At 63.7% G+C, this 24,705-nt stretch carries 21 protein-coding genes and 1 riboswitch; of the genes, 6 read left to right on the forward strand and 15 right to left on the reverse strand.

All coding sequences use genetic code 11. The features are described from left to right. Positions 1-73: 73 nt before the first annotated feature. Positions 74-1,954, reverse strand: a complete 1,881-nt coding sequence (gene thiC, locus ACPZMI_RS09035) for a phosphomethylpyrimidine synthase ThiC (protein ID WP_288374122.1) — start codon at positions 1,952-1,954, stop codon at positions 74-76. Between the two features lie 161 nt (positions 1,955-2,115). After that, positions 2,116-2,223: riboswitch (TPP riboswitch) on the reverse strand. 160 nt (positions 2,224-2,383) lie between these two features. On the opposite strand from thiC, the gene ACPZMI_RS09040 reads away from it, so the two are divergent. Beyond that, positions 2,384-3,820, forward strand: a complete 1,437-nt coding sequence (locus tag ACPZMI_RS09040; protein WP_054893157.1) for a TolC family outer membrane protein — start codon at positions 2,384-2,386, stop codon at positions 3,818-3,820. 67 nt (positions 3,821-3,887) lie between these two features. On the opposite strand, the gene ACPZMI_RS09045 is transcribed toward ACPZMI_RS09040, so the two are convergent. The 3 genes from ACPZMI_RS09045 to ACPZMI_RS09055 form a co-directional block, all read right to left on the reverse strand. Further along, complete coding sequence (locus ACPZMI_RS09045; protein WP_186665893.1) at positions 3,888-4,322, reverse strand: hypothetical protein; 435 nt, start codon at positions 4,320-4,322, stop codon at positions 3,888-3,890. An 85-nt stretch (positions 4,323-4,407) separates the two neighbouring features. Next, a complete protein-coding gene (gene waaA, locus ACPZMI_RS09050; RefSeq protein ID WP_186721282.1) occupies positions 4,408-5,685 on the reverse strand; it encodes a lipid IV(A) 3-deoxy-D-manno-octulosonic acid transferase in 1,278 nt (425 codons plus the stop codon). 98 nt (positions 5,686-5,783) lie between these two features. Continuing rightward, complete coding sequence (locus tag ACPZMI_RS09055) at positions 5,784-6,674, reverse strand: LysR family transcriptional regulator (RefSeq protein WP_186708219.1); 891 nt, start codon at positions 6,672-6,674, stop codon at positions 5,784-5,786. A gap of 87 nt (positions 6,675-6,761) precedes the next feature. On the opposite strand from ACPZMI_RS09055, the gene ACPZMI_RS09060 reads away from it, so the two are divergent. The 4 genes from ACPZMI_RS09060 to ACPZMI_RS09075 all read left to right on the forward strand — a co-directional run bounded on the left by ACPZMI_RS09060 (position 6,762) and on the right by ACPZMI_RS09075 (position 10,152). After that, positions 6,762-7,094 carry a DMT family transporter gene (locus tag ACPZMI_RS09060; RefSeq protein ID WP_186665890.1) on the forward strand — a complete coding sequence of 111 codons (333 nt, stop codon included), beginning with the start codon at positions 6,762-6,764 and terminating at the stop codon, positions 7,092-7,094. 67 nt (positions 7,095-7,161) lie between these two features. Continuing rightward, a complete protein-coding gene (locus tag ACPZMI_RS09065; RefSeq protein ID WP_426352069.1) occupies positions 7,162-8,337 on the forward strand; it encodes an NAD(P)/FAD-dependent oxidoreductase in 1,176 nt (391 codons plus the stop codon). Then, entirely contained in the window at positions 8,334-9,146 is an 813-nt protein-coding gene (locus ACPZMI_RS09070) for an aldo/keto reductase (RefSeq protein ID WP_426352070.1), read from the forward strand. The genes ACPZMI_RS09065 and ACPZMI_RS09070 overlap by 4 nt, the downstream gene beginning before the upstream one ends. Before the next feature lie 37 nt (positions 9,147-9,183). Further along, positions 9,184-10,152, forward strand: a complete 969-nt coding sequence (locus ACPZMI_RS09075) for a metal ABC transporter ATPase (RefSeq protein ID WP_186708225.1) — start codon at positions 9,184-9,186, stop codon at positions 10,150-10,152. Positions 10,153-10,202: 50 nt separating this feature from the next. Here ACPZMI_RS09075 and hldE read toward each other — a convergent pair whose 3' ends face one another. From hldE to ACPZMI_RS09090, 3 genes are all read right to left on the reverse strand, one after another. After that, entirely contained in the window at positions 10,203-11,624 is a 1,422-nt protein-coding gene (gene hldE / locus ACPZMI_RS09080; RefSeq protein ID WP_151926040.1) for a bifunctional D-glycero-beta-D-manno-heptose-7-phosphate kinase/D-glycero-beta-D-manno-heptose 1-phosphate adenylyltransferase HldE, read from the reverse strand. A gap of 129 nt (positions 11,625-11,753) precedes the next feature. Then, on the reverse strand, positions 11,754-13,562 hold the full coding sequence (gene msbA, locus ACPZMI_RS09085) for a lipid A export permease/ATP-binding protein MsbA (protein ID WP_186708227.1): 1,809 nt from the start codon (positions 13,560-13,562) through the stop codon (positions 11,754-11,756). Between the two features lie 15 nt (positions 13,563-13,577). Beyond that, positions 13,578-14,753: an O-antigen ligase family protein gene (locus tag ACPZMI_RS09090; protein WP_426352071.1), complete on the reverse strand. Its 1,176-nt coding sequence runs from the start codon at positions 14,751-14,753 to the stop codon at positions 13,578-13,580. 100 nt (positions 14,754-14,853) lie between these two features. On the opposite strand from ACPZMI_RS09090, the gene ACPZMI_RS09095 reads away from it, so the two are divergent. Then, entirely contained in the window at positions 14,854-15,459 is a 606-nt protein-coding gene (locus tag ACPZMI_RS09095) for a BUD32 family EKC/KEOPS complex subunit (RefSeq protein ID WP_186708231.1), read from the forward strand. A 3-nt stretch (positions 15,460-15,462) separates the two neighbouring features. Here the strand turns inward: ACPZMI_RS09095 and ACPZMI_RS09100 are convergent, their stop codons facing one another. The 8 genes from ACPZMI_RS09100 to ACPZMI_RS09135 all read right to left on the reverse strand — a co-directional run bounded on the left by ACPZMI_RS09100 (position 15,463) and on the right by ACPZMI_RS09135 (position 24,558). Then, positions 15,463-16,554, reverse strand: coding sequence for a glycosyltransferase (locus ACPZMI_RS09100; protein ID WP_186708233.1), 1,092 nt, complete (start codon positions 16,552-16,554; stop codon positions 15,463-15,465). A 48-nt stretch (positions 16,555-16,602) separates the two neighbouring features. Further along, the gene (locus tag ACPZMI_RS09105) at positions 16,603-17,376 is read right to left on the reverse strand and encodes a glycosyltransferase family 2 protein (RefSeq protein ID WP_186665881.1); all 774 of its coding nucleotides are present in this window, start codon (positions 17,374-17,376) and stop codon (positions 16,603-16,605) included. 58 nt (positions 17,377-17,434) lie between these two features. Then, complete coding sequence (locus ACPZMI_RS09110; protein ID WP_186665879.1) at positions 17,435-18,391, reverse strand: glycosyltransferase family protein; 957 nt, start codon at positions 18,389-18,391, stop codon at positions 17,435-17,437. A gap of 46 nt (positions 18,392-18,437) precedes the next feature. Continuing rightward, entirely contained in the window at positions 18,438-19,841 is a 1,404-nt protein-coding gene (locus ACPZMI_RS09115) for a PIG-L deacetylase family protein (protein WP_186665877.1), read from the reverse strand. Further along, the gene (locus tag ACPZMI_RS09120) at positions 19,838-20,734 is read right to left on the reverse strand and encodes an antimicrobial resistance protein Mig-14 (RefSeq protein WP_186665875.1); all 897 of its coding nucleotides are present in this window, start codon (positions 20,732-20,734) and stop codon (positions 19,838-19,840) included. The genes ACPZMI_RS09115 and ACPZMI_RS09120 overlap by 4 nt, the downstream gene beginning before the upstream one ends. Next, positions 20,734-21,864, reverse strand: coding sequence for a glycosyltransferase (locus tag ACPZMI_RS09125; RefSeq protein ID WP_426352072.1), 1,131 nt, complete (start codon positions 21,862-21,864; stop codon positions 20,734-20,736). Before ACPZMI_RS09125 ends, ACPZMI_RS09120 begins: the two co-directional genes overlap by 1 nt. Beyond that, positions 21,848-23,605: a carbamoyltransferase family protein gene (locus ACPZMI_RS09130; RefSeq protein WP_186708241.1), complete on the reverse strand. Its 1,758-nt coding sequence runs from the start codon at positions 23,603-23,605 to the stop codon at positions 21,848-21,850. The genes ACPZMI_RS09125 and ACPZMI_RS09130 overlap by 17 nt, the downstream gene beginning before the upstream one ends. Positions 23,606-23,721: 116 nt before the next feature. Beyond that, positions 23,722-24,558 (reverse strand): 23S rRNA (adenine(2030)-N(6))-methyltransferase RlmJ, encoded by an 837-nt coding sequence (locus tag ACPZMI_RS09135; RefSeq protein ID WP_426352073.1) that lies wholly within the window; start codon positions 24,556-24,558, stop codon positions 23,722-23,724. Between the last annotated feature and the right edge of the window lie 147 nt (positions 24,559-24,705).

Raw genomic sequence — 24,705 nt, forward strand, 5'->3', positions numbered from 1 at the left:
CCCCGCGAAAGCGCCAGAGGCCTCGATACAAATGCAACGGCAGAGTGGCTCACCACCACCCTGCCGGCATCATTTACACCTTGTGATAAAGCTGGCTGCCTTCCTGGCGGAAGCGCTCGGCCTGCTCGCGCATGCCTTGCTCGGCAGTCACATCCACGGTCTCGATCTTGGCCGCGTACTCACGCACTTCCTGGGTGATCTTCATCGAACAGAACTTCGGCCCGCACATCGAGCAGAAGTGCGCAACCTTGGCCGACTCCTTGGGCAGGGTCTCGTCGTGGAACGAGCGGGCGGTGTCCGGGTCCAGGCCGAGGTTGAACTGGTCTTCCCAGCGGAACTCGAAGCGCGCCTTGGACAATGCGTTGTCGCGGATCTGCGCGCCCGGGTGGCCCTTGGCAAGGTCGGCGGCGTGCGCGGCGATCTTGTAGGTGATGATGCCGGTCTTGACGTCATCCTTGTTCGGCAGACCCAAGTGCTCCTTGGGCGTGACGTAGCAGAGCATGGCGCAGCCGAACCAGCCGATCATCGCCGCACCGATGCCGGAGGTGATGTGGTCGTAGCCCGGAGCGATGTCGGTGGTCAGCGGGCCGAGGGTGTAGAACGGCGCCTCGTCGCAGCACTCGAGCTGCTTGTCCATGTTCTCCTTGATCAACTGCATCGGCACGTGGCCTGGGCCTTCGATCATGCACTGCACGTCGTGCTTCCAGGCGATCTTGGTCAGCTCGCCGAGGGTTTCCAGCTCACCGAACTGGGCCGCGTCGTTGGCGTCGGCGATCGAGCCCGGACGCAGGCCATCGCCCAGCGAGAAGCTGACGTCGTAGGCCTTCATGATTTCGCAGATCTCGTCGAAATGCGTATAGAGGAAGTTCTCCTTGTGATGCGCCAGGCACCACTTGGCCATGATCGAACCGCCACGGCTGACAATCCCGGTGACACGCTTGGCCGTCAGCGGCACATAGCGCAGCAATACGCCGGCATGGATGGTGAAGTAGTCCACGCCCTGCTCGGCCTGCTCGATCAGGGTGTCGCGGAACAGCTCCCAGGTCAGGTCTTCGGCAACGCCGTTGACTTTTTCCAGGGCCTGGTAGATCGGCACGGTGCCGATCGGAACCGGCGAGTTGCGAATGATCCACTCGCGGGTCTCGTGGATGTGCTTGCCGGTGGACAGGTCCATGACCGTGTCCGAACCCCAACGGATACCCCAGGTCAGCTTGGCCACTTCTTCCTCGATCGAGGAGCCCAGGGCGCTGTTGCCGATGTTGCCGTTGATCTTCACCAGGAAGTTACGGCCGATGATCATCGGCTCGAGTTCGGTGTGGTTGATGTTGGCAGGGATGATCGCGCGACCGCGGGCGATCTCTTCACGCACGAACTCGGGGGTGATCTCCTTCGGGATGCTGGCACCGAAGCTGTGCCCGGCGTGCTGCTGGTCGAGCAGGCCGGTAGCGCGCGCCTCCTGCAGTTTCATGTTCTCGCGGATGGCGACGTATTCCATCTCGGCGGTGATGATGCCCTGGCGCGCGTAGTGCATCTGCGAGACGTTGGCGCCGGCCTTGGCGCGGCGCGGATTGCGTACGTGGGCGAAGCGCAGCTTGGCGAGTTCGGCGTCGTTCAGCCGCTGCTGGCCGAAGTTCGAGCTCAGGCCTTCCAGGCGCTCGGTGTCGCCACGCGCGTCGATCCAGGCCGAGCGCACATCGCCCAGGCCCTTGCGCACATCGATGATGACGTTGGGGTCGGTGTAGGGGCCGGAAGTGTCATAGACCAGCACCGGGGCGTTCTTCTCGCCGCCGAAGTCGGTAGGGGTGTCGTGCAGGCTGATCTCGCGCATCGGCACGCGGATGTCCGGGCGCGAGCCCTGGACGTAGACCTTGCGCGAATTGGGCAGGGGTTGCACGGACTGCTGGTCGACTTTGGCCGACTCGCTCAGGCTGATCGCTTTTTCTTGTTTACTCATCACAGGCTCTCCAGACAGCTTCCTAGCGGGCGGAATGTCGGGGAGAACCTGAAAGGCGCGGACGCACCCCTTGGATGGAGTGCAGTGCCGGATACATGGGGGGTGCCTTGGCTGCATGACAGCGCTGACATTCCCGGACCTGGCACAAGAGGCTCCCCGGGAAGGCGAGCAATCTTGTTCCCTACGCAGGCGCTAACCTGATCAGGTTCAACGGGATCCGGAAACTCTCCGATCTCAGCCTTCGATTCAAGGCACCCCGACAAGAACGTGCGCAGTCTAGACTGGAGTGGTCGGCAAAGCCAAGCCCGTAAATGCACGGGAGACGAAAGGCGCAACAGGCGGATTGTTGCCGACGGCGCGCGGCACTACACTGGCGCATCGCACGATACTCAACAGTTCAGAAATTCAATTTCGTACAAGGATTGCCCTATGCTGCGCAAACTTTCACTGGCGATTGCCGTGTCTTGTGCGTCCAACGGAGTGGTCTGGGCAGCGGATGTGCCCACGACGGTGAAGACCGACCTGGTCAGCGTCTACCAGGAAGCGGTGAACAACAACGCCGACCTCGCCGCCGCCCGCGCCGACTACGGCGCCCGCCGCGAAGTGGTGCCCCAGGCCAGGGCAGGCCTGCTGCCCAATCTGTCCGCCGGTGCAGAAATGATGAACACCCGCACCAAGCTGGACGAACCCTCGATCACCTCCAACCGCAGCGGTAACTCCTGGAGTGCCACGCTGTCGCAGCCGATCTTCCGTGCCGACCGCTGGTTCCAGCTGCAGGCCGCCGAGGCGGTCAACGAGCAAGCGGCGCTGGAGCTGTCGGCCACCGAGCAGAACCTGATCCTGCAAACGGCCGAAAACTACTTCGCTGTCTTGCGCGCGCAGGACAACCTGGCCTCGACCAAGGCCGAGGAAGCAGCATTCAAGCGCCAGCTCGACCAATCCAACGAGCGTTTCGACGTCGGGCTCTCCGACAAGACCGACGTACTGCAATCCCAGGCCAGCTACGACACCGCCCGTGCCAACCGGATCATCGCCGAGCGCCAGGTGCAGGACGCGTTCGAGGCGCTGGTGACCCTGACCAACCGTGAGTACGGATCGCTGCAGGGTGTGGTCCACAGCCTGCCGGTGCAGGTGCCGGCGCCCAACGACGCCAAGGCCTGGGTGGAGACCGCCGCACGGCAGAACCTCAACCTGCTGGCGACCAACCACGCCGTCGATGCCGCCGAGGAAACCTTGCGCCAGCGCAAGGCCGGTCACGCCCCGACCCTCGACGCCGTGGCGCGCTACCAGAAAGGCGACAACGACAACCTCGGCTTCACCAACCCAGCGCCACAACCCGGCGTGCGCTACGGCGGTGATGTAGAGCAGACCAGCATTGGCCTGCAGTTGAACATCCCGATCTACAGCGGCGGGCTGACCAGCTCGCAGGTGCGTGAAGCCTATGCCCGCCTGAGCCAAAGCGAACAGCAGCGCGAAAGCCTGCGCCGCCAGGTGGTGGAGAACACCCGCAACCTGCACCGCGCGGTGAATACCGATGTGGAGCAGGTGCAGGCCCGCAAGCAGTCGATCATCTCCAACCAGAGCGCCCTGGAAGCTACCGAGATCGGCTATCAGGTCGGAACCCGCAACATCGTCGATGTGCTCGACGCCCAGCGTCAGCTCTACACGTCGGTGCGCGACTACAACAACAGCCGCTACGACTACATCCTCGACAACCTGCGCCTCAAACAGGCCGCTGGCACCCTGAGCCCGCAAGATTTGCAGGACCTGGGGCGCTACCTGAAAGCCGACTACAACCCGGACAAGGACTTCCTGCCACCGGATCTGGCTGCGGCAGCGGCGAAGAACTTCGAACGGCGACCCTGAACCAGACCCCAACGCACTTCAAGAGAGCGGCCTGCACGTGCGCCCCACGTGCAGGCCGCTCGCCACTTCAGTTCATTGTGAATCGCACATCGAGCACTTCACCGTTCATCTCGATCGAGCTCCTGCAGTCTGCCAACTCCGACCCGGAGGACGTCGTGCTGGCCCTCACCTCGCGGCTCGATGCATCGAAACGAAGGGTGAACTTGCAGCGCTTGCCACCACTGGTCAGGGTGACGGATTCCTTGAAGTTCTTCCCTCCAAACGCTTTCTCCAGGAACCACAGTCGCCCCCTGGACTCATCGTCCACTGCGAAGGAGGCGTTCCAATCCGGAGTGAGGAAGTCCCCGGCATGATCGATCTTCGCCTTGGAGTCCGCGTAATCGACCATCATGCTGACCCGTGGCGCCGGGGCGGCCTTTCCCGGGTAGGGCCGCGGTACGATGAAGGCATGAGCCGGCAGGACCACTACCGACAGCAATAGCGCTAATGTCTTGAATACCATGATGTTTACCTTGATAAAAGCGCGCCGGCATGGCGCGCGTCTTGATCAAGGTAAACAAGGGTCAGTGGGCAGAGGCCTCACTTAATTACCGACACCCCAGCAAGCCGCCCAGCCCCTCGAGCAGGCGTTGCAAGGCCCCTTGATTGGCTTGCATCACCGCCCTGCCCGCCTTGCCCATGCGCCGGCCGTCCTGCGGCAACTCGATCAGACGACGCACTGCCACGGTCAAGCCTTCCGTATCGTCCACCTGCTGCAGCGCCCCGGCCTCACGCAACATCGCAGTGATCTCGAGGAAGTTGAACACATGGGGCCCAGTGATCACCGGCAATGCCAACGCCGCCGGTTCCAGCGGATTGTGTCCGCCCGTGGGCACCAGGCTGCCGCCGACGAAGGTGATATCGGCCAGGGCATAGAGGAACATCAACTCGCCCATGGTATCGCCAAGCAGGACCTGGACCTGCCCGTCCACCGCTGTTCCTGAAGAACGTCGCACTGTAGTGAAACGTTCGCGACACAGCGCGTGTACTGCATCGAAACGCTCCGGGTGACGCGGCACCAGGATCAACAATGCATCGCCATGAACCTGCAACAGGCGCTGATGAGCCTCGAGAATGAGCGCATCTTCACCCTCATGCGTGCTGGCGGCGATCCATACCGGGCGCTGCGTCGCCGCCCACTGCTCGCGCAATTGGCGTGCGCGTGGCAGCAGTTGATCATCCACCTTCAGGTCGAACTTGATCGAGCCGGTCACCTGCACGCACTGCGCGCGGGCGCCCAGGCTGCGGAAGCGCTCTGCTTCAGTCTCGGTCTGTACCGCAATCAGGCTCATCTCTTCGAGCATCGGCCGAGTCAGCCCGGCGAAGCGGGCATAACCGCGTGCCGAGCGCTCCGACAGCCGCGCATTGGCCAGGGCAACGGGGATACCGCGCCTGGCACACTGGTGGATGTGGTTGGGCCACAGCTCGGTTTCCATGATGACGCCAAGCTTCGGACGCACATGATCGAGGAAACGCGCCGCTGCCCAGGGCAGGTCGTAGGGTAGATAGCAGTGCTGGACCCGCGGCTCGCTGGCGAACATCGCGCGGATACGCTCCGAACCGGTCGGTGTCATGCAAGTCAGCGTGATGGGCAGGTCCGGGTAGGCCTTGAGCAGTGCCTTGACCATCGGCGCCGCAGCGATGCTCTCGCCCACCGACACCGCATGCACCCAGATGCCACCCTGGCGCATGGCCGGGAGCTTGCAGGCAAAGCGCTCGGCGATGCGCTGGCGATACGCTGGCGCCTTGCGCCCACGCAGGAACAGGCGCAGCGCAACCAGCGGCAGGCCCAGGTGAAACAGCAGGGTGTAGAGGGTTCTGTTCATGGCGCCGCAGTTTACTAGGGTCTGTCTGAAATGTGTCTGCACTCGCCCATAGAGCGTTGAAGACGGCCCCTGGTATCGGCAGCAAAAGGGCTGTTGGCCTAGCCGATTGCCCGCAGGTGCATGGCAAAGCGTTCAGCCAGCCACTGAGCTGCCGGCCCAAGCGGCTCGTCGCGCCGCCACGCCAGCTCAGCGACCAGCGCAGGCGGACGCCATTCGCTGTCGAGTTCGACCATGTGCGCCTGGTACGTCGGGTACTGCACCACATGCCGCGGCAGCCAGGCCCAGCCCAGGCCTCGCATCAGCAGTTCGGCCATGACATAGAAGCTGTCGGCACGCCAGACCTGAGCGCTGACCGGCTCGCCGCCCGGATAGTCGCTGTCCTGTGGGGCGATGAGCAACTGCCGGTGGCGCGCCAGCTGCTGGCAGGTTACCCGCCCGGCATGGGCAAGCGGATGATGCGTAGCACAGACCGTGACCATCTCGACGCTGCCCAGGGTGCGACGCTCCAGCGAGTCCGGGATGCTTTCGTGATGGAAGAACAAGCCGAGGTCCGCGCGTCGCTCAACCAGCTTGCGCGCCACGTCGCCCTGTGCACCGCTGGCCAGCTGCACCTGGAGAAAGGGGAACTGGCTGGCCAGTTCATCGAGGCTGTCGATCACCGGCTGGTAGGGCATGGCTTCATCCTGGGCCACCCGCAGCAGCGGTTCCTGGCCGCGCATCAAGGCCTGGGCGCGACCATCGAGCCGCTCGCACTGACGCAACAACTCCTGGGCGTCACGCAGCAAGGCTTCGCCACTTTCGGTCAGGCGCGGCTGGCGACCACTGCTGCGTTCGAAAAGTGTCACGCCAAGGTCTGCTTCGAGCAGCGCAATGGCGTTGCTCACGGCCGACTGCGCTTTGCGCTGGGCACGGGCGACGGCAGAAAACGAGCGTAGCTCGGCGACCTGGACGAAAAGCCGCAACTGTTCAAGGTTCCACTGTTCGGCCATTACCTATCTCCAGAATCGATAGGTAATCACTTTACCGCAATCAGGAACAACCTAGAATGCCCGACCAGTAACCAGAGGAAACCGATCATGAATGCCTACACCTATCTCACCATCGCCATCTGCGCCGAAGTCATCGCCACCGCTTCGATGAAAGCGGTCAAGGGCCTGAGTACGCCGTTGCCGCTGCTGCTGATGGTGTGCGGCTATGCCGTGGCTTTCTGGATGCTCACGCTGGTGGTGCGCAGCATCCCGGTGGGTATCGCCTACGCGGTGTGGTCCGGCATGGGGATCGTGCTGATCAGCCTCGCAGCGCTGGTGATCTATGGGCAGAAGCTGGATGTGCCGGCCATGCTGGGGATGGCGATGATCGTAGGGGGCGTGGTGGTGATCCAGCTCTTCTCCAAGACTGCTGGGCATTGATCGATAGGCAACATTGCCGGGCACGGGCTGTATACTGGGCAATCGTTCCAGTTTTCGAGGTGCCCGCATGCCATCCGCCATTTCCACTGACGTCCTCATCGTCGGCGCCGGGGTCGCAGGCCTCTGGCTCAATGCCCGGCTACGTCGCCTGGGCTATTCGACAGTGCTGGTGGAGCGCGCCAGCCTTGGCGGCGAGCAGACCATCAAGTCCCAGGGCATCATCCATGGCGGCACCAAGTACGCCCTGCATGGCGCGCTGACCGGCGCTTCGGAGGCCATCGCCGACATGCCGCGGCGCTGGCGCGAGGCGCTGGCCGGCAGCGGCGAGCTGGACCTGCGCGACACCCGCCTGCTCTCGGACGCCCACTATCTCTGGTCGCCGGGCACCCTGGCCGGCAACCTCACCAGCTTCTTCGCCAGCAAGGCCGTGCGAGGCCGGGTCGACCAGGTCAAGGGCGAGCAACTGCCCCCTGCCCTGCAGGATCGCGCGTTCAAAGGCAAGGTCTACCGCCTGGCCGAGCTGGTCATCGATGTGCCCAGCCTGCTCGCCAACCTCGCGCAGCTCGCCGGTGACAGCCTGCTCGCCGGCGAGCGGATCGAACCCCTGCACGAAGGCCAGGCGCTGGTCGGCCTGAAGGTCGATGGCCGCGAGATCCGCGCACAACGCATCGTGCTCAGTGCCGGCGGCGGCACCGAGGACCTGTTGCATGCCCTCGGCCTGAGCCAGCCCGCGCAGCAACGCCGCCCCTTGCACATGGTCCTGGCCAAGGGCCCCAACCTCAAGCCACTGTACGCCCACTGCCTGGGCGGTGGGCCCAAGCCACGGGTCACCGTGACCACCCACCCGGCGGCCGATGGCCAGTGGGTCTGGTATCTGGGCGGCGACCTCGCCGAAGCCGATGGCGTGGCACGCGAGCCGGCCGCGCAGATCGCTGCGGCGCAAAAAGAGATCGCCAGCCTGCTGCCCTGGGTCGATCAAAGCCAGGTGCGCTGGGCGACCTTGCGCGTCGATCGCGCAGAGCCCGCACAGTCGGGCCTGGTGCGCCCCGACAACGCGTTCCTCAGCGAGCAGGATCGCCTGCTGGTTGGCTGGCCGACCAAACTGGCGCTGGCGCCAGACTTCTCCGACCGCATCCTGGCCGCCTTCGAACGCGATGGTATTCGCCCGAGCGCCCAGGTCGATCTGACGGACCTGCCGCGTCCACCGCTCGGCGTGCCAGCCTGGGAGCAACTGCTGCCATGAGCCTGCCGACCCTGCACGATTTCCACCGCCCGTTGGGCAGCACCGGCCTGAAGGTATCGCCACTGGGGCTGGGCACGGTCAAGCTTGGCCGCGACCAGGGCGTGAAATATCCCAACGGCTTCACCATTCCCGGCGACGACGATGCCCGCCTGCTGCTGTCGCAGGCTCGCGAGCTGGGCATCAACCTGATCGACACCGCGCCGGCCTATGGCCGCAGCGAAGAGCGTCTCGGCCCGCTGCTGCGTGGCCAGCGTGACGAGTGGATCATCGTCAGCAAGGTCGGCGAAGAGTTCGAAAACGGTCTGTCGCACTTCGACTTCAGCGCCGCCCATACCCGACGCTCAGTCGAGCGCAGCCTCAAGCGCCTGGAAACCGACCGCATCGAACTGGTGCTGGTGCACTCCGACGGTAACGACCTGGCCATCCTCGAGCAGCAAGAGGTCTACCAGACGCTCGCCGCACTCAAGCAGGAGGGCAAGATCCTCGGCTACGGCTTCTCCGGCAAGACCGCCGCCGGCGGCCTGAAAGCGCTTGAGCAGGGCGACTGCGCGATGGTTACCTACAACCTCAACGAGCAGGCGGAGCGCCCGGTGCTGGACTACGCTGCCGAACACGGCAAGGCCATCCTGGTGAAGAAGGCCCTGGCCAGCGGGCATATCTGCCTGTCTCCAGGCGTGGACCCGGTCCAGGCCAGCTTCGAGCTGCTGTTCACCCATCCGGGGGTGAGCAGTGCTATTGTCGGCACCATCAATCCGTTGCACCTGGCCCACAACGTGGCCACCGTCGCCCGTATTCTGGGCCAGGCCTGAGCCGCTCACGCGGCCGCCGAATGCAAGGAGGAGCCTCGTGGCGCGTACGCTTATCCGCAAGAACCCGAGCAACTTCAAGACCCTGCCGCTGCATGTCGAAGCCACCCCCGAACGCCTGAGTTACCAGAGCATCGGTATGCCGCTGAACTTCGCCCAGACCCTGCAACGGCGCAAGGCGATCCAGCTGGATGACAGCCAACGCTTCGTCATCGAACTGGCCAACCTGGGCGTTTCGGTACGCCTGACCCTCAACTGGCAGAACCGCGACTACTGGGTGCTGGTGCGTCAACGCCGCCAGGACCGCGGCGACGTGGTACTCAAGCTGATCTCCGGTTACGTACCTGCCCAGGAGCTCAACCTCCCACTGCACACTGCCATTCAGGAAGTGGCAGAAGAGTGCCTGCTGGAAACCCCGGAAGGCTGGCTGAGCGGACGCTTCAACGACACCTGGCTACCCGCCCCGTATGCCGCTGCCCTGCACTACCGCGAAGCCCTGCCCTTCACCCTGAGCCCGGCCTCGGGCGCGGCGCGGCCGGTACACTGCGGCAACCTGATGCTACTGGAGCGGCCACGGGCCTATGTGCACCTGCCCACCGCCTCGCTGCAACTGATCTACGATCTGCGCCTGCAAGTACCCAAGGAGGCCAAGTCGCTCAGCCTGTTTCACGTCGACGAGCGCCTGGAAGGTGACCAACTGGTGGCCCGGCTCAACCGCAAGCGCCCCGACCTGTACCTGATGCCCCTGAAGGACGGCCAGCCATTGGCGGAGCTGTACACCCTGAAGAAGGACCAGCTTGTTCCCGCGAGCACGCGCGGGCTGTACCTGGCCGAAAGCTTCGCCCTGCAGGATGGCTGGGTGGTGAGAGAGGAACGCGTACGTTGGCGGGAATGGGTGCGTCAGCAAGGGCTGGTGGAGAGTCGGCCCGAGAAGCCTTCGCACCTGCAGCGTTTCAGCGACAAGGCGCGGGCGTTGTTGCAGCGGGCGAAGACCACACTGCATAAATAGCAGCAGCGGCGCTTGGCCGCTGCCACCTGCCCTGCGCCTTCAAGGGCAGGTCAGTTCTTGCGAATTTTCTCGACGATCGCGGTGGTCGAGCTGTTCTCGACCAGGCCCAGCACTTTCACCGTGCCGCCATAGGCCTTGACGATATCCGCCCCAACCACTTGGTCGATCCCGTAGTCGCCCCCCTTGACCAGCACATCCGGCTTGACCTGGCGCAGCAGGTTTTCAGGGGTTCCCTCAGGGAAACTGATGACCCAGTCCACCGCGCCCAGGCCGGCGAGCACCGCCATGCGGCGATCGACGCTGTTGATCGGACGCCCAGGCCCCTTGAGACGGCTGACCGAAGCATCGTCGTTGATCGCAACGATCAGGCGATCCCCTTGGGCGCGAGCCTGCTCCAGGTATGTCACATGCCCAGCGTGGAGAATGTCGAAACAACCATTGGTGAAGACGATCTTCTCGTTGTGCGCACGCGCGTCGTCGATGGCCAGCAGCAGTTGCTCGAGCCCCAGTACCCCGCGCTCGGAGCCTTCTTCACGCTGGATCGCCCGGCGCAATTCCGGGGCGCTGATGGCCGCCGTACCCAGCTTGCCGACGACGATGCCTGCGGCCAGGTTGGCCAGGGCCACCGCGTGCGGCAGGTCCTCGCCTGCGGCAATGGCAGCCGCCAGCGTCGAGATAACGGTATCGCCAGCACCAGTGACATCGAACACCTCGCGGGCGCGGGCCGGCAGGTGCAAGGCCGGATGCCCGGTGCGCAGCAGGGTCATGCCGTGTTCCCCGCGCGTCACCAGCAACGCGCCGAGGTCAAGATCATCGAGCAATTGCAGGCCTTTGGCGACCAACTCGGCTTCATCGGCGCAACGCCCGACGATGGTCTCGAATTCGCTGAGGTTGGGGGTAATCAGGCTGGCACCGCGATAGATGGAAAAATCCTTGCCCTTGGGGTCGGCCAGTACCGGAATGCCTTTGCTGCGAGCAGCCTGGATCAGCGACTGGTGATTCTTCAGTGCGCCCTTGCCGTAGTCCGACAGCACCAGCACCTTGACGCCTTCGAGCAGTGCATCGACCTCGGCACCCAGCGACAGCGGATCGGTGGCGAAGGGCTCTTCGAAATCGATGCGCAGCAGTTGCTGGTGGCGGCTCATGACCCGCAGCTTGACGATGGTGGGCTGGTGCGCAATACGCTGGAACACCGAACGCACACCAGCGGCCTGCAGGCTGTTGGCCAGACTGTCGGCTGCTTCGTCCTGGCCGGTGACACCCACCAGCGAAGCCGGGGCCCCAAGCGCCGCGATGTTCAAGGCAACGTTGGCCGCACCGCCAGGCCGATCCTCGATCTGGTCGACCTTGACCACCGGCACCGGCGCTTCAGGCGAGATACGCGAGGTACCGCCATGCCAGTAGCGGTCGAGCATCACATCGCCGACCACCAGTACCGGGGCTTGATCGAAACGCGGCATGGACAACTTCATGGGCAACCCATATGAAAAAATGAACAGGGGCAGGATATTAGCACACGGCAGCCGGCGGCTTTAACGCCAACTGCGGTGGGGACAATTCCAGTGAAAATCGGGGCGCACACGCCCCGATTCATGAGGGTTTCAGGTGATATCGGCCTTGTCCGGCTCATCGAGCCCCATGGCGTGCAGGCGGGCATAATGGCCATTAGCCTCAAGCAACTCGACATGGGTACCACGCTCGACCAGACGCCCCTGGTCCATGACCAGAATCAGGTCGGCCTTCTCGATGGTCGACAGCCGATGCGCGATCACCAGGGTGGTGCGCCCCTCCATCACATGGTCGAGCGCCGCCTGGATATGCCGCTCGGACTCGGTGTCCAGCGCCGAGGTCGCCTCGTCGAGGATCAGCAGCGGGGCGTTCTTCAACAGCGCCCGGGCGATTGCCAGGCGCTGACGCTGACCACCGGACAGCAGCACGCCATTCTCGCCCACCTCGGTGTCGAAACCCTTGGGCAACTGGTCGACGAACTCCTTGGCGTAGGCATCGGCCGCGGCAGCCTCGATGGCCTCGCGCGGCGCACCGGCCAGGTCGCCATAGGCGATATTGTTGGCCACGGTGTCATTGAACAGGGTGACATGCTGGGTCACCTGGGCCACATGCCGACGCAGGTTGCGCAGGCGATAGTGTTCGATTTCCACACCGTCGAGCAGGATCTCGCCCTTGTTGTGGTGATAGAACCGCGGGATCAGCGCCGCCAGTGTCGACTTGCCGCTGCCCGAACGCCCCACCAGGGCAATCATCTGCCCGGGTTCGGCGACGAAGCTGATGTCGGTCAGTACCTGACGCTCGGTGCCTGGGTAGGTGAAGCTCAGGTTGCGCACCTCCAGACGACCCTCGACACGCTCCTTCTCCACGGTACCGCCATCCACCTCAGGCTTCTCGTCGAGCTGCTCGAAGATGCTCTCGGCGCCGGCCAGGCCCTTCTGGATGGTCGAGCTGACCTCCGAAAGCTGGCGAATCGGCTTGGGCAGCAGACCTGCCGCCGTGATGTAGGCGACCAGGTCGCCAGCCGAGGCATCGCCACGCAGGAACAGCACCAGGAACATCAACGCGGCCATGGCGCTGTAGATCACCAGTTGCAGCGCCGGGGTGTACAGGGCGCCGGTCTTGTTCATGCGCAGCTGCTTGTCGGTGTTGCTCTGGCTGGCATTTCTGAAGCGACGCTCTTCGTAGGCTTCGCCGCCGAAGCTGCGCACCACGCGGTAGCCCTGGATGGTTTCGGAGGCCACGTGGGTGACGTCGCCCATGGCCACCTGGATCTTCTTGCTCTGCTTGCGGAATTTCTTGCTGGCGGTACTCACCATCACTGCAATGACCGGCAGGATGGCAACCATCACCAGAGTGAGCTTCCAGTTCATCCACAGCAGGTAGACGAACAGGAACACCACCGTCAGGCCTTCGCGGATCACTACCTTGATCGCGTCGGTGGCAGCACCGGTGACCATGGTGACGTTGAAGGTGATGCGCGAGATCAGGTGCCCGGAGTTATGACTGTCGAAGTAGCGGTTGGGCAGCACCAGCAGCTTGTTGAACAGCTCCAGGCGCAGATCGTGGACCAGGCAGAGGGAGACCTTGGCCAGATAGTAGTTGCCGAGGAACGACCCGAGCCCTTGCCAGGCAGCGATCAGGATGATCAGCAACGGCACCGCCTGCAGCAATTGCAGATCGCGCAGATAGGGAACGTCGGGGAACAACACCGCTTGCGGATTGCTCAGGCCATCGACGAAGTACTTGAGGATCCCCGCCAGCATCGGCTGGGTCGAGGCAAAGATCACGAAACCGACAATGCTCAGCAGGAAAATGCCGATGTAGGGTTTCACATAGCCCAGGAGCCTGAAATAGATCTTCAGGCTGGTGGGGTTCTCCGCCGGTCGCGGTGTTTCGGCCATCATCGAGCTCGCTGTTCAGGTTGAACCGGAAATTTTACCACAGGCTTTTCGCTCGGCATGCACCCACGGCAACATCATCGCCAGACCGACCGGCAACCAGCTGATGAACCACTCCGCGCGTGGCGTGCCAGTCAGGCTTGCCGCATCGAGTTGCATGGCCACAGTTGAAAACACCCAGACCGCCAGCGCCAGCTTGCCCAACATGGTCTCCCGGGCACGCAGGATCTCGCGCAGGGCGAACAGCCATACCGCTATCCACAGCAACATACCGGGCAGCCCCAGCTCGACGGCGACGTGAGTGAGCATATTGTGGGTATGGTCGAACTGGATCCCCAGTGCCTCCACGCGGTAGAACGCGCCAAGCCCCAGGCCGGTCCATGGGTGCTGTTCGATCATCTGCATCGAGGACTGGAATATCTCGGGCCGATAAGAGGAACCCCGCTGCATGATCAGGTCCTGGAACAGGAATATCGCGACGGCAGTGATCAGCAGCGATGACACGAAGACCAGCTTGCTGAGCCGATCACGCATCCAGAATGGCGCCAACAGCACAGTGAGCAGCAAGGCCACGCCCGCGCCGCGGCTCTGGCAAAAGGCAATGAAAGCCCCCAGGCAGGCCAGAGCCAGCAGCCAACCCGACTGCACGAAGCGGTTGCGCGGACAATCGTTGAGCATCAATACGGCCATGACACCGACGACATAGGCGCCCAGGATCGGATGGCTGATTTCACCGATTCCCTCAAGACGAGAAACCAGTACGTTGCCGGCCACATGATAGAAGCGGTAGATCGAAATCAGTGCAGCAACCGCCATCAGGACTCCACCGATGCGCAACAACATACGCACACAGTGGGCACCAAGCTGCGCCAGCAATGGGAAAGCCATAAGGAACAGCAGGATATAGACCAGCCGCTTACCCTCGCGTCCGCCCTCTTCGGTGGATGACCACACCAGGCTCAACGCTCCCCAGGCCAACAACAGTGCAATCGCCGTCCAGAGTGCCGGCTGACGTCGCCACCCGCTCACGAACAGGTGCCGGGCGGACCAGGCGAAGACCAGGGTCGGTAGCCAGAGGAACAGGATGAGGCCTTGCTGGTAGAGCTTGTTGCTCGGCGCCAGGGCGATCGCAGCCAGGAACCAGACGAAACCGAATCCGAGCCAGGCCTGGGCCCAGCGCTTTTCATACAACATTCCTTCCCCCGATCAGTCCAATGACACCGTCATGGTGCAACCGCATTATTTTCGGCATTATTGCCAGTCATTTTGCTTGCAGAAGACAAGGCACCCATCCATGCAATGCTCCCGACTCTCCCAGCCCGACTTCGATCAGCTGACACTCGGCGCCAGGGTTCTGGAGGCCGACAGTCACGGCGCCAAAGTCTACCTGCTCGAGGATGGCAATATCCTCAAGGTTTTTCGTCGTAAGCGTCTGATTTCATCTGCGCTGCTGCGTCCCTACTCCCAGCGCTTCATCGACAACGCTGCGCGCCTGGTGCAACTGGGCATTCCCACTCTGGAAGTGATCAGCCATCACAAGCTGGACCTGCCGGGGCGCACCGCGGTGCTCTACCGCCCGCTGCCGGGCGAAACTCTGCTGCAGCGCTCGCGCCTGCCGGGGTTCAGCTGGAATGACTACCTGCCGGCACTGATCGCGCTGATCCGCCACCTTCATCGCTCAGGGATCTACTTCCGTTCATTGCACCTGGGCAACGTCGTGGTCACCCCTGAGCAACAGCTTGGCCTCATCGATGTCGCCGACATGCGTTTCCTGCGCCCTCCACTGTCGGCACGCATGGTTCGGCGCAACGTGCAGCATCTGGCGAACTACATCGAACGGGAGCGGCTCGGCGACCACTTCCCACTCACCGAACTGAAGTCGGCGCTGCTCGAGCGCTGAGCCTCAACCCCGCAACAACGTCCGCGAGCCCTGGCTGAATGCCCGCCAGGCCTGCTCCGGGGCCAGCGCCTCACGCTGCCCGGCAGCCGTCTCCTTGACGCTGAGCGTGTTGCACTCCCCGATGGCATGCGCCCAGGCGGCCTGGTCCCCTACCGGCAGGTAGCGTCCGGCCTGCCCCAATTGCTCGCGGAACACCGGCAGGTCGCTGCACAGCACCGGCACATCGGCCAGCACCGCCTCTTGTAGCACCAGCCCCAGCCCTTCCGAACGCGAAGGCACCAGCAGCCAGTCGAAGGCACGATAGAGCTGAGATAGATCGGGACGATAACCGCACAGTTGCACGCTTTCGCCCAGCCCGAGCGCCTGGATACGGGCGCTGAGGCGCTCTCGCAGCTCGCCGTCGCCGAGGATCACCAGGCGAGCGTCCGGCTGCTGCCGGTGCACCTGGGCAAAGGCCTCGATCAGCATCTCGAAACCTTTGCTTTCCACCAGCCGGCCTACCGCGCCGAATACAGGCCCCGGACGCTGAACGAGGGCAAGCTCTCGTCTGGCGTGGTCACGCTCGAAGAGTGCTGCGTCGAACACCTGCGGGTCCAGCGCGACACGCAGCGTTTCGACAGAACGACCAAGCGCCTGCTCCAGCGCCTGGGCAAGGGTGTGGGAAACCGCAGCGATGCTCAGGCGGTGCGCCTCGACCGCACGCAGCAAGCGAATGTCGCTGCCGCGCAACCGAGTCGACCCATGAAAAAGCACCGTCACTCGCGCATCAGGGAAATGGCGCATCAACGGCAAGACAAGGCGCGCAACACCCATGCCGTCGAGCAGCAAGACATCGGGTCGGGTCTGCTGCAGTGCCTTGTACAAACGGCGCCGCAACACAGGCGTCAGCCAGCGCCAGAAACTTCGGCCTTTGAGTGTGCGAGGCGGCATGTGCCACTCTCGGGTCGTGCCCTCGCCGCAGCACAGGCCATCGCCCAGCAGCAGCCAGTTGCTGATCTCGGCCCCTTCTGCAACATGGCACAACATCTGACGGTGCACCTTGTGAACTGACATGTACGGGGCACCTCCCGACCACATCACATTGACAACATTCATCGGTAGAGCTCCCTCATACCCGGCGGGCCGACCGCCAGGTCAACCGATTCAATGAGCAAGAAAGCCGATTCCAATACCGACCAATGTTCCTACAACGAGCGCGGCCACCAGCTTGATCCGATCGCGCTGGCGACGCTTGGCCTTGCGCTGAACTTCCTCGGGCAAGGTCACATGGCTACCGAAACCAGTATGCAGCACCGCATCGCCCTCGAGCGTGACCGCAGTCAGGCCCAGCTCGGCATAACGACGCGACAGCGCCTTCTCTCCAGAATAGGCAGCAAATGGTGCGCAGGTTTGGTAATCGCTCAGGCGGCGCAATCCTGGGTTAAGCGAAAACGCTTGCCAATCGGCTTTATCCGAAAGCAGCGGGTAACACGGCACCTGCGCGATGACCTGCCGGTCGCCCAGGCGAATGTAGGGGCTATGGATCGCCAGGTCGTGAGCATGGCTGCGCAGCCACACCTGCAGGATCTGTGGGCTGGCCTCGAGGATCAGCCGGGAGTCCTCGACAAAGTGCTGGCGATAGAAGCTCCAGTCATCCTCGCAGTGGAAGATGTAGGGCGTCTTGACGTGGCTGTAGGCCAGGTCGATCGACGCCAGCTGCCCCAGCTTGGGCCGGTTGACGAACACCTTGCAGTGGGCCTTCCAATGCTCGGGAACGGCCGCGTGAACCGCATCGTCTCCCGAGTCTTCGGTGATGAACACCTCACGGATCGACGCGGTGTTGTAGCGGTCGAAGCTTTCCAGCGTTGTCTTGAGCAGGTCGAAACGCCCGCAACTGGTTACCACCAGCGTGATGTCACTGTTTTCCGAGAAGCGCACTGGGCTCCCTCCGCCTTGCGGCCATTTCCGATCCGTCCGACGGACAGGTTGATGTGGTTCAAAGCCCCAGTTTCAGACGCAGGCGCTGCCACGCACTAAGCGGCGCTCGCGGTCTGAGGGGGGGCATCATGTGGTCGACGATGCTACGCCCGACCTGGGCAAAACTAAAGCCAGAAACCGCCAGTTCGCGGCCATTGGCGGCGATGCGTTCGGCGAGTGCCGGATCGGCGCGTAATGTCCGCAACTTCTCCTGCAGCACCGGGATGCTGTCGTACAGCACCACGTTGTGCATGTCCTCAAGACCCAACGCACGGTTTTCCGCCTCGCCCTGGTCGAAGGCCAGCAGCACGCAGCCACAGGCCATGGCCTCGAAGTTCTTGATCATGTACTCGCCCATGCCAACGTCGGCACTGACGAAGAAGCGGATACGGTTGAGCGTGTTGCAGTAGTCTTCACCGGACTTGGTGCGAGTCACCACCAGGTTTTCCACCTGCCCCAGTTCATCGAGCAACGCCTTGCGGCCGCTATAGGCGACGCTCTTGGTGCTGCCGACAAAGGCCAGTTCGATATCACGCTCGCGCCCCTGGTCGGTCAGCAATTGCTCGTCATAGCCCTTGGGCACGAACACCGCATCGAAACCTTCCTGGCGCAGGCGCTCGCTGACCATGTAGCCAGAGCTGATCACTCGCGCCCAAGGCAGCTTGCGGTAGTGCGCGCTGAACTTGCCGGTGTATTTGCAGGGAATGTAGTTCTGGTAGGCATCGTGCTCGAGGATCACCAGATTAGGGACCGTGCGGATAAAGCCGACCTGGCGAATCTCCTGCTTGAAGCGCAGGAAAAAGACGATACGGTCATAACGCTCGACGTCCACTTCACGCTTGAAGTAGCGCCGCAGGTTGCGCTGGTCGTCGCTCGACAGCCAGCGCAAGTCGCACTCGCAGTTGGCCGCGACGCCGTCGTACAGGCGATCGAGGATGGCCCGTTGTTCCTTCTGCACCAGAAATAGGACTTTCATTGCATTCCTTGGGGGCGTGACGCCATCGCGGTCAATCATCGGGCACTCACAGCTCGCGGCGCCAGAACAGTTCATGTCGACGCACCGCCTTGCGGAAGAATTCGTTCTCCCCGTAAGGCGACGGTCGCCGCCCGGCCAGCCAGCGCTGCAACAGACGGCGCAGGCGACGCTTGAACGGGGCCGGCGGCTGCAGGTCGTGCATCATGCCCAACGCCATGGCCTTGTCGCGCTGGGTCGGCACGTCCAGCACCAGGCTGCAGGGCGCCCAGGGCTGAGCGGCTTCGAGTTGCGGCGGCAGGGCAACACCGTCGCCGCTGTCACCCATGGGCCAGCGGTCGTTGTCGTGCAGGTGGTTGGCGTAGCACAGCAAGGTCTGCGGCTGCCAGTCCAGCCCCTGCAGGGCTTCGAGCACGGCGGCCTGGGCGCAGAGATGATCCGGGTGCGGATCGAGCTGCGGGTGCGGCATGACCAGGATTTCCGGGCGAGCCATCTGCAGCAGTACGCGCAAGTCGGCCAGCAGGTTGTTCCAGGTCGGCGCACCATCGGCATCGGCCGGTAGCGGAAACGGATTGAAGCGACGGAACGGCCGGATATCGGCCATATCCGCCTCGCGCGAGGCCGCTGGCTGATCCGGCGCAGCCTGCATGGCAGGCAATTGCAGACAGAAGTAACCCAGCTGCACGCAACGGGCCTCCGGCACCCCGGCCCAGCGTGGCACGGCGATGCTGTCCCAGGCGCGCAGGCGCCCCTTGAGCTGCGCCGCCTCGGCCTTGGCCAGGCCCATCTGCTGATAGTGCTCGGCCTCGATCTCGCCTGCGGTCAAGGTAACCACCCAGGCCTCGTCGGCCTGGCTGTAGAGCCCATAGGCCGCCAGCTCTGCATCGTCAGCATGGGGCGCGACCACCATGATCCGACGCTGGCGCAACACCACCGCCGGGGTTATCCACAGGCGTGGTTCGCCCAGCAGCCGACAGTGACGCCCCGACAGGCGCAGTCGCCCATCGCGCAGGGCCGCAGCAAGGCCGGTCAGGTTGAGAAAACGCACGCCATCGACACCGCGCTCGAAGGTCTGGCTGTCACGCATGGCGTCCGCGACCAGCTCGACCCGAGGATCGAGAAAGCGACCAAGCCACCCGGACTTCACACGAATCTCGAGGATCAGCGTGTCATCATCGCCGAACGATGCATCGCTGTTCAGCACGCCGCCTTGAATGCTGACGGCCTCGACACGGCTGTGCTCACCGAAATCGAAGGTGTAATCCTCGCCGGGCGCGTAGAACAGATGGTCGGCGAACCAGGCTTCGTGGGCAGCCCAGACGAGCGGCAGCAGCAGCAGTGGCAGCCACCACCAGCTCAGCGCTCCCAATGCGATCAGCAGCAACAATGCGATCACCAACCCGAGGCGCTTGTTGCGCCGGTGGCGCTTGAGCAATTGCTGCTTGCGACTCATGCCTGATACACCGGGACCGGATTGCACCAACGGTCCTTGTATTCGCGGTCGGCACGGCCGAATGAGAAACGCAGGGCCTTGCCACGGGCGTTGGCGTCTTCCCAGGCGGCCTGGGTATTGAGGAAGCTCAGTACGCTGCCGGGGCTGAAGGCCTTGGTTTCAGGATCGACACCACCGTTGACGTACTCGACACTGATCCATTCGGGCGACTCGACCCGATAGATCAACTGGATGGCGATCGGCTTGTCCTCGAGAAACAGCACCGAGCCGATCAGCAGCTCGCGCAGGCGCTCGACGACTTCGGCCATGCGCGCAGCGCCGGTCGCGGGGAAGCTCCAGCGGCGCTGGAACAGGTCGCAGTACATCGCGGCGATCTCCGCGGCGCTGAAGTCGCTGATTGGACGCACCACTCCACCGGCCTCCTCCAGCAGGCGCAGTTCGCGGCGCTGGTTGTAGCGGAATTTCTTCGAAAGGTCTTCATGCGGGCGCGCCATGGCCAATTGCTCGGCCTGGGGTTTCAAACCCTCGAAACGCCCGTGATTGAGCTCCGACAGGTAGCGCCCGGCATGGCGCAAGGGCGCACCCGCTTCAACGGCTGCAGGCAGGATGAGCTCGGCATTGCCCAGGTCGAACAGCCCCTTCTTGCCATGACGCTTGAGAACATCCTTGGACAACGCCAGGTGCCGTCCCCAGGTAGGGACTGCCGCCACAAGCTCGCCGCCCCGGCGCCAGCCCAGGTAGCGCACCGGAATCTGTGCAAGTTCAGCCAGTTGCTCGACCACCAGCGGATGGGTGGCGACACTGCCGCCGAACCGCTGCCAGGCGTCGGCGTACTCGTTCGCATCGATAACGGCCCAGCCGCGTTCGCGCCAGGCTTGCAGATGATTGAGCATCAGGCCCGAGCCTCCAGTGCACGCACCTGCGGCAACTGCCAGAACGCTTGGCGCACGGCTGCGTCGGAAAACCGCTCGCGCAGGCGCTGCAGCATCAGTTGCGCGCATTCGCGACGCTGATCGTCGCTCAGCCCGGCCATGTGCTTCAGCCCCTGCGCCAGTTGCCCGGCATCGCCCAGCGGGAACAGCACGCCTACGCCTTCAACCACTTCGCGCGCACCACCACAGGCCGTGGCCAGCAACGGCACACCGGCGACCATCGCTTCCAGCAGGACCATGCCGAAAGGCTCGTGGTCAGAGCTCAGGGCGAATACATCGAACGCCTGGAAATAGCGGCGGGCATCCGGCACCTGGCCAAGGAAGTCGACACGGTCGGCAATCCCCAACTCGCTCGCCTGGGCCTTGAGCGTGTCTTCCAGCCGCCCCTTGCCCAGCACCACCAACCGCGCATTGGCCGGCAGGCCCGGCAACGCCTCGGCGAAACCGCGCAGCAGGGTCGCCTGGTCCTTGTCCGGGTGCAGGCGGCCGACGTTGCCGACGATCCACGCCTGGGCATCGAGCCCCAGGGCACGCCGCGCCTCGTCGCGCGGCACGAGACTGGCCTGCAGCGCCTCGACGTCGATACGGTTGTACAGCGTTTGGATGCATTCGTGCGGCCACTGCGCCAGACAGCGGCGCATGTCGTCACGCACGGCGTCGGACACACCCAGCAGACTCAAGCGCTTGCGAAACAGGTTGGCGAACAGGCGTCGCCCCTTGCGCTGGTAATCGCCGAAGGCATGATGCACGCCGATCACCGGCAAGCCGGTGCCCAGCAGCGCGACATAGATCGGCTTGAAGCGGTGGGCGATGCAGAAGCTGAAACGACGCTCGGCCGCAATCTTGCGCAGCGCACGGATCGCGCCCAGCTTCAGACCGCGTACGGCCTTGGAGCTGAACTCGAGAAACAGCACTTCGTCGGAGGCGCAGCCGGCGGCCACCTGCGGGTCGGCCTTCCCGGTCAGGAAGACTGTGGTGACCTTGTAGCCACGCCCCTCGAACAGGCTGGCGTACTGACGGGCGCAGTCGAGGAACGGCCCGTCGTAGCCATGGCAGAACTGCAGGACGCGCAGGTCAGAGCGGCTGGTCATACGGGGCCGCGCCGTCCTTGACCACCAGGATGTCTTCCATGATCAGGTATTGCAGGTCCGAACCGTAGAACATGTTCAGCGCGTCGGTAGGCGAGCAGATCATCGGTTCGCCACGGCGGTTGAGCGACGTGTTCAGCGACACGCCGTTGCCGGTCAGCTCCTCGAGCGCCTTCATCATGTCGTAGTAGCGCGGGTTGTACTCACGCTTGAGCACCTGGGCACGCGAGGTGCCGTCCTCGTGCACCACTTCCGGCACGCGGGTTTTCCACTCTTCGGCCACTTCGAAGGTGAAGGTCATGAACGGAGCCGGATGGTCGATCTTGATCATCTGCGGCGCAACGGTGTCGAGCATCGACGGGCAGAATGGTCTCCAGCGTTCGCGGAACTTGATCTGCTCGTTGATACGGTCGGCGACGTTCGGCACGCTCGGGCAACCGATGATCGAACGACCACCCAATGCGCGCGGGCCGAACTCCATGCGCCCCTGGAACCAGGCCACCGGGTTGCCGTCGACCATGATCTTGGCGATACGCTGCGGCATGTCGCTGAGCTTGCGCCATTTCGGTGCATTCGGATGGCGGGCACAGGCGGCGATCACGTCCTCGTTGGAGAACGCAGGGCCGAGGTAGACGTGCTCCATCTTCTCGACCGGCACACCACGGGCGTGGGACACGTAGGCCGCTGCGCCGACCGCAGTACCCGCGTCGCCGGAGGCCGGCTGGACGAACAGCTCCTTGAGGTCTGGGCGGGCGATGATCTTCTGGTTCAGCTTGACGTTCAGCGCACAGCCACCAGCGAAGGCCAGCTTGCCGGTCTCTTTGAGGATGTCGCCCAGGTAGTGGTCGATCATCTGCAAGGCGAGCTTCTCGAACAGCGCCTGCATGCTGGCCGCGTAATGGATGTACGGCTCGTCGGCGATATCGCCTTCGCGCTTGGGGCCCAGCCATTCGATCAGCTTGGGCGAGAAGTAGAAGCCCTTGCCCTTCTCTTTATAGCGACGCAGGCCGATGACGTTGGCGTACTCGGTGTTGATCACCAGTTCGCCGTTCTCGAAGCTGGCCAGGCGGGAGAAATCGTACTTGCTGGCGTCGCCATACGGGGCCATGCCCATGACCTTGAATTCGCCATCGAGCATCTCGAAGCCCAGGAACTCGGTGATCGCGCCATACAGGCCGCCCAGCGAATCCGGGTCGAAGAACTCCTTGATCTTGTGGATCTTGCCGTTTTCGCCGTAGCCGAAGAAGGTGGTGGCGTACTCGCCCTTGCCGTCGATGCCCAGGATCGCGGTCTTTTCCTTGAAGCCCGAGCAGTGGTAGGCGCTGGAGGCGTGGGCCAGGTGGTGCTCGACCGGCTCGATCTTGACCTTTTTCGGGTCGAAGCCCAGTTGCTCCAGGCACCAGACGATCTTCTTGCGGTAGCGCTTGTAGCGGCGGTTGCCCATCAGGATCGCGTCGAGGGCGCGATCCGGGGCGTACCAGTAGCGCTTGGCGTAGTGCCAGCGGGCCTTGCCGAACAGGCTGATGGGGGCGAACGGAATGGCCACCACATCGACGTCGGACGGCTTGATACCGGCCTGCTCCAGGCAGAACTTCGCCGATTCGTAGGGCATGCGGTTCTTCGCATGCTTGTCACGCACGAAGCGCTCTTCTTCTGCGGCGGCAACCAGCTTGCCGTCGATGTACAAGGCCGCGGAAGGGTCATGGCTAAGGGCGCCGGACAGGCCAAGAATCGTCAATGCCAAGGGACTAGCCTCTTCATTCGGTAGAGATGCGCCAGCGGCCTCGTGGGCGGCTGGCGGCTAAAGGGCGGGATTATAACGCAAAGATCAGGGGCACACCGCCCCTTGTCGGCGCGGGGCTATTCGGCGATCAGCCAGTCCATGCGGAAGCTGCCCGAAGTCTGCGCCAGCTCCCTGGCCAGCCAGGGCAGCAACTCCTTGAGCTCATCCTCCAGCCCCCATGGCGGGTTGGCGATGGCGAGGCCCGAGCCGTTCAGCCCCTGCGGGCTGTCCTGGTGATGCACATAGAGTTCGACGCGCAGTAGCTTGGGCGCGCCCGTGCTGGTCAGGTCCTGATAGAAGCGGGTCAGCGAACGCTGGTCCTTGATCGGGTACCAGATGGCCGCGACGGTCTGGCGCATGCGGCCGATCGCCTCCTTCATCGCCAGGGTACAGCGCTTGAGTTCGTCGGCCTGCTCGAAGGGCGGGTCGATCAGCATGATCGCGCGCTTTTCCTGCACCGGCAGCAGGGCGCGCGGCACATGCCAGCCCTCGCCCAGGTGCACGGTGACCCGCGGATCCTTCTTCATGTTTTCCTTGAGCAAAGGCCCGTCTTCAGGGTGCTTCTCGTTGAGCAGTGCGCGATCCTGCTGGCGCATCAGGCGCCGTGCCAACTCCGGCGAGCCGGGGTAGTAGCGCAACTCGCCATCCGCGTTCAGGCGCTTGATGATGCGCAGGTAGTCGGCGGTCGCAGCCGGCAGGTCTTCGCGATTCCACAGGCGGGCAACACCTTCGAGATACTCACCGGTACGCGTCGCCTGGTCGCCTTGCAGGTCGTACAGACCCAGGCCGGCGTGGGTATCGATATAGGCGAACGGCTGTTCCTTGCGCGACATCAGGGCGATGAGGCGGGTCAGCACGATGTGCTTGAGGACGTCGGCATGATTGCCGGCGTGGAAGGCGTGACGATAGTTCATGGCAACTCCTGCGGGGGCGACAAGTCTACCTTGCCTTGCGGGCGGAGTCAGGCCTGGCCGTCGATCGGCGCCAGGGCCATTCGCGGGCAAGCCCGCCCCCACAGGAGCGAGCTTGCCCGCGAAGCAGCCGCTGCCGAATCAGCAGCT

The sequence above is a fragment of the Pseudomonas wayambapalatensis genome, assembly GCF_049942315.1.
In the GTDB taxonomy this organism is placed as follows: domain Bacteria; phylum Pseudomonadota; class Gammaproteobacteria; order Pseudomonadales; family Pseudomonadaceae; genus Aquipseudomonas; species Aquipseudomonas wayambapalatensis.

What these genes read in the sequence shown, in the direction of transcription:
- thiC (WP_288374122.1), bottom strand. Translation starts at nt 1,954, where the DNA reads ATGAGTAAACAAGAAAAAGCGATCAGCCTGAGCGAGTCGGCCAAAGTC.
- ACPZMI_RS09040 (WP_054893157.1), top strand. Translation starts at nt 2,384, where the DNA reads ATGCTGCGCAAACTTTCACTGGCGATTGCCGTGTCTTGTGCGTCCAAC.
- ACPZMI_RS09045 (WP_186665893.1), bottom strand. Translation starts at nt 4,322, where the DNA reads ATGGTATTCAAGACATTAGCGCTATTGCTGTCGGTAGTGGTCCTGCCG.
- waaA (WP_186721282.1), bottom strand. Translation starts at nt 5,685, where the DNA reads ATGAACAGAACCCTCTACACCCTGCTGTTTCACCTGGGCCTGCCGCTG.
- ACPZMI_RS09055 (WP_186708219.1), bottom strand. Translation starts at nt 6,674, where the DNA reads ATGGCCGAACAGTGGAACCTTGAACAGTTGCGGCTTTTCGTCCAGGTC.
- ACPZMI_RS09060 (WP_186665890.1), top strand. Translation starts at nt 6,762, where the DNA reads ATGAATGCCTACACCTATCTCACCATCGCCATCTGCGCCGAAGTCATC.
- ACPZMI_RS09065 (WP_426352069.1), top strand. Translation starts at nt 7,162, where the DNA reads ATGCCATCCGCCATTTCCACTGACGTCCTCATCGTCGGCGCCGGGGTC.
- ACPZMI_RS09070 (WP_426352070.1), top strand. Translation starts at nt 8,334, where the DNA reads ATGAGCCTGCCGACCCTGCACGATTTCCACCGCCCGTTGGGCAGCACC.
- hldE (WP_151926040.1), bottom strand. Translation starts at nt 11,624, where the DNA reads ATGAAGTTGTCCATGCCGCGTTTCGATCAAGCCCCGGTACTGGTGGTC.
- msbA (WP_186708227.1), bottom strand. Translation starts at nt 13,562, where the DNA reads ATGGCCGAAACACCGCGACCGGCGGAGAACCCCACCAGCCTGAAGATC.
- ACPZMI_RS09090 (WP_426352071.1), bottom strand. Translation starts at nt 14,753, where the DNA reads ATGTTGTATGAAAAGCGCTGGGCCCAGGCCTGGCTCGGATTCGGTTTC.
- ACPZMI_RS09095 (WP_186708231.1), top strand. Translation starts at nt 14,854, where the DNA reads ATGCAATGCTCCCGACTCTCCCAGCCCGACTTCGATCAGCTGACACTC.
- ACPZMI_RS09100 (WP_186708233.1), bottom strand. Translation starts at nt 16,554, where the DNA reads ATGAATGTTGTCAATGTGATGTGGTCGGGAGGTGCCCCGTACATGTCA.
- ACPZMI_RS09110 (WP_186665879.1), bottom strand. Translation starts at nt 18,391, where the DNA reads ATGAAAGTCCTATTTCTGGTGCAGAAGGAACAACGGGCCATCCTCGAT.
- ACPZMI_RS09115 (WP_186665877.1), bottom strand. Translation starts at nt 19,841, where the DNA reads ATGAGTCGCAAGCAGCAATTGCTCAAGCGCCACCGGCGCAACAAGCGC.
- ACPZMI_RS09120 (WP_186665875.1), bottom strand. Translation starts at nt 20,734, where the DNA reads ATGCTCAATCATCTGCAAGCCTGGCGCGAACGCGGCTGGGCCGTTATC.
- ACPZMI_RS09125 (WP_426352072.1), bottom strand. Translation starts at nt 21,864, where the DNA reads ATGACCAGCCGCTCTGACCTGCGCGTCCTGCAGTTCTGCCATGGCTAC.
- ACPZMI_RS09135 (WP_426352073.1), bottom strand. Translation starts at nt 24,558, where the DNA reads ATGAACTATCGTCACGCCTTCCACGCCGGCAATCATGCCGACGTCCTC.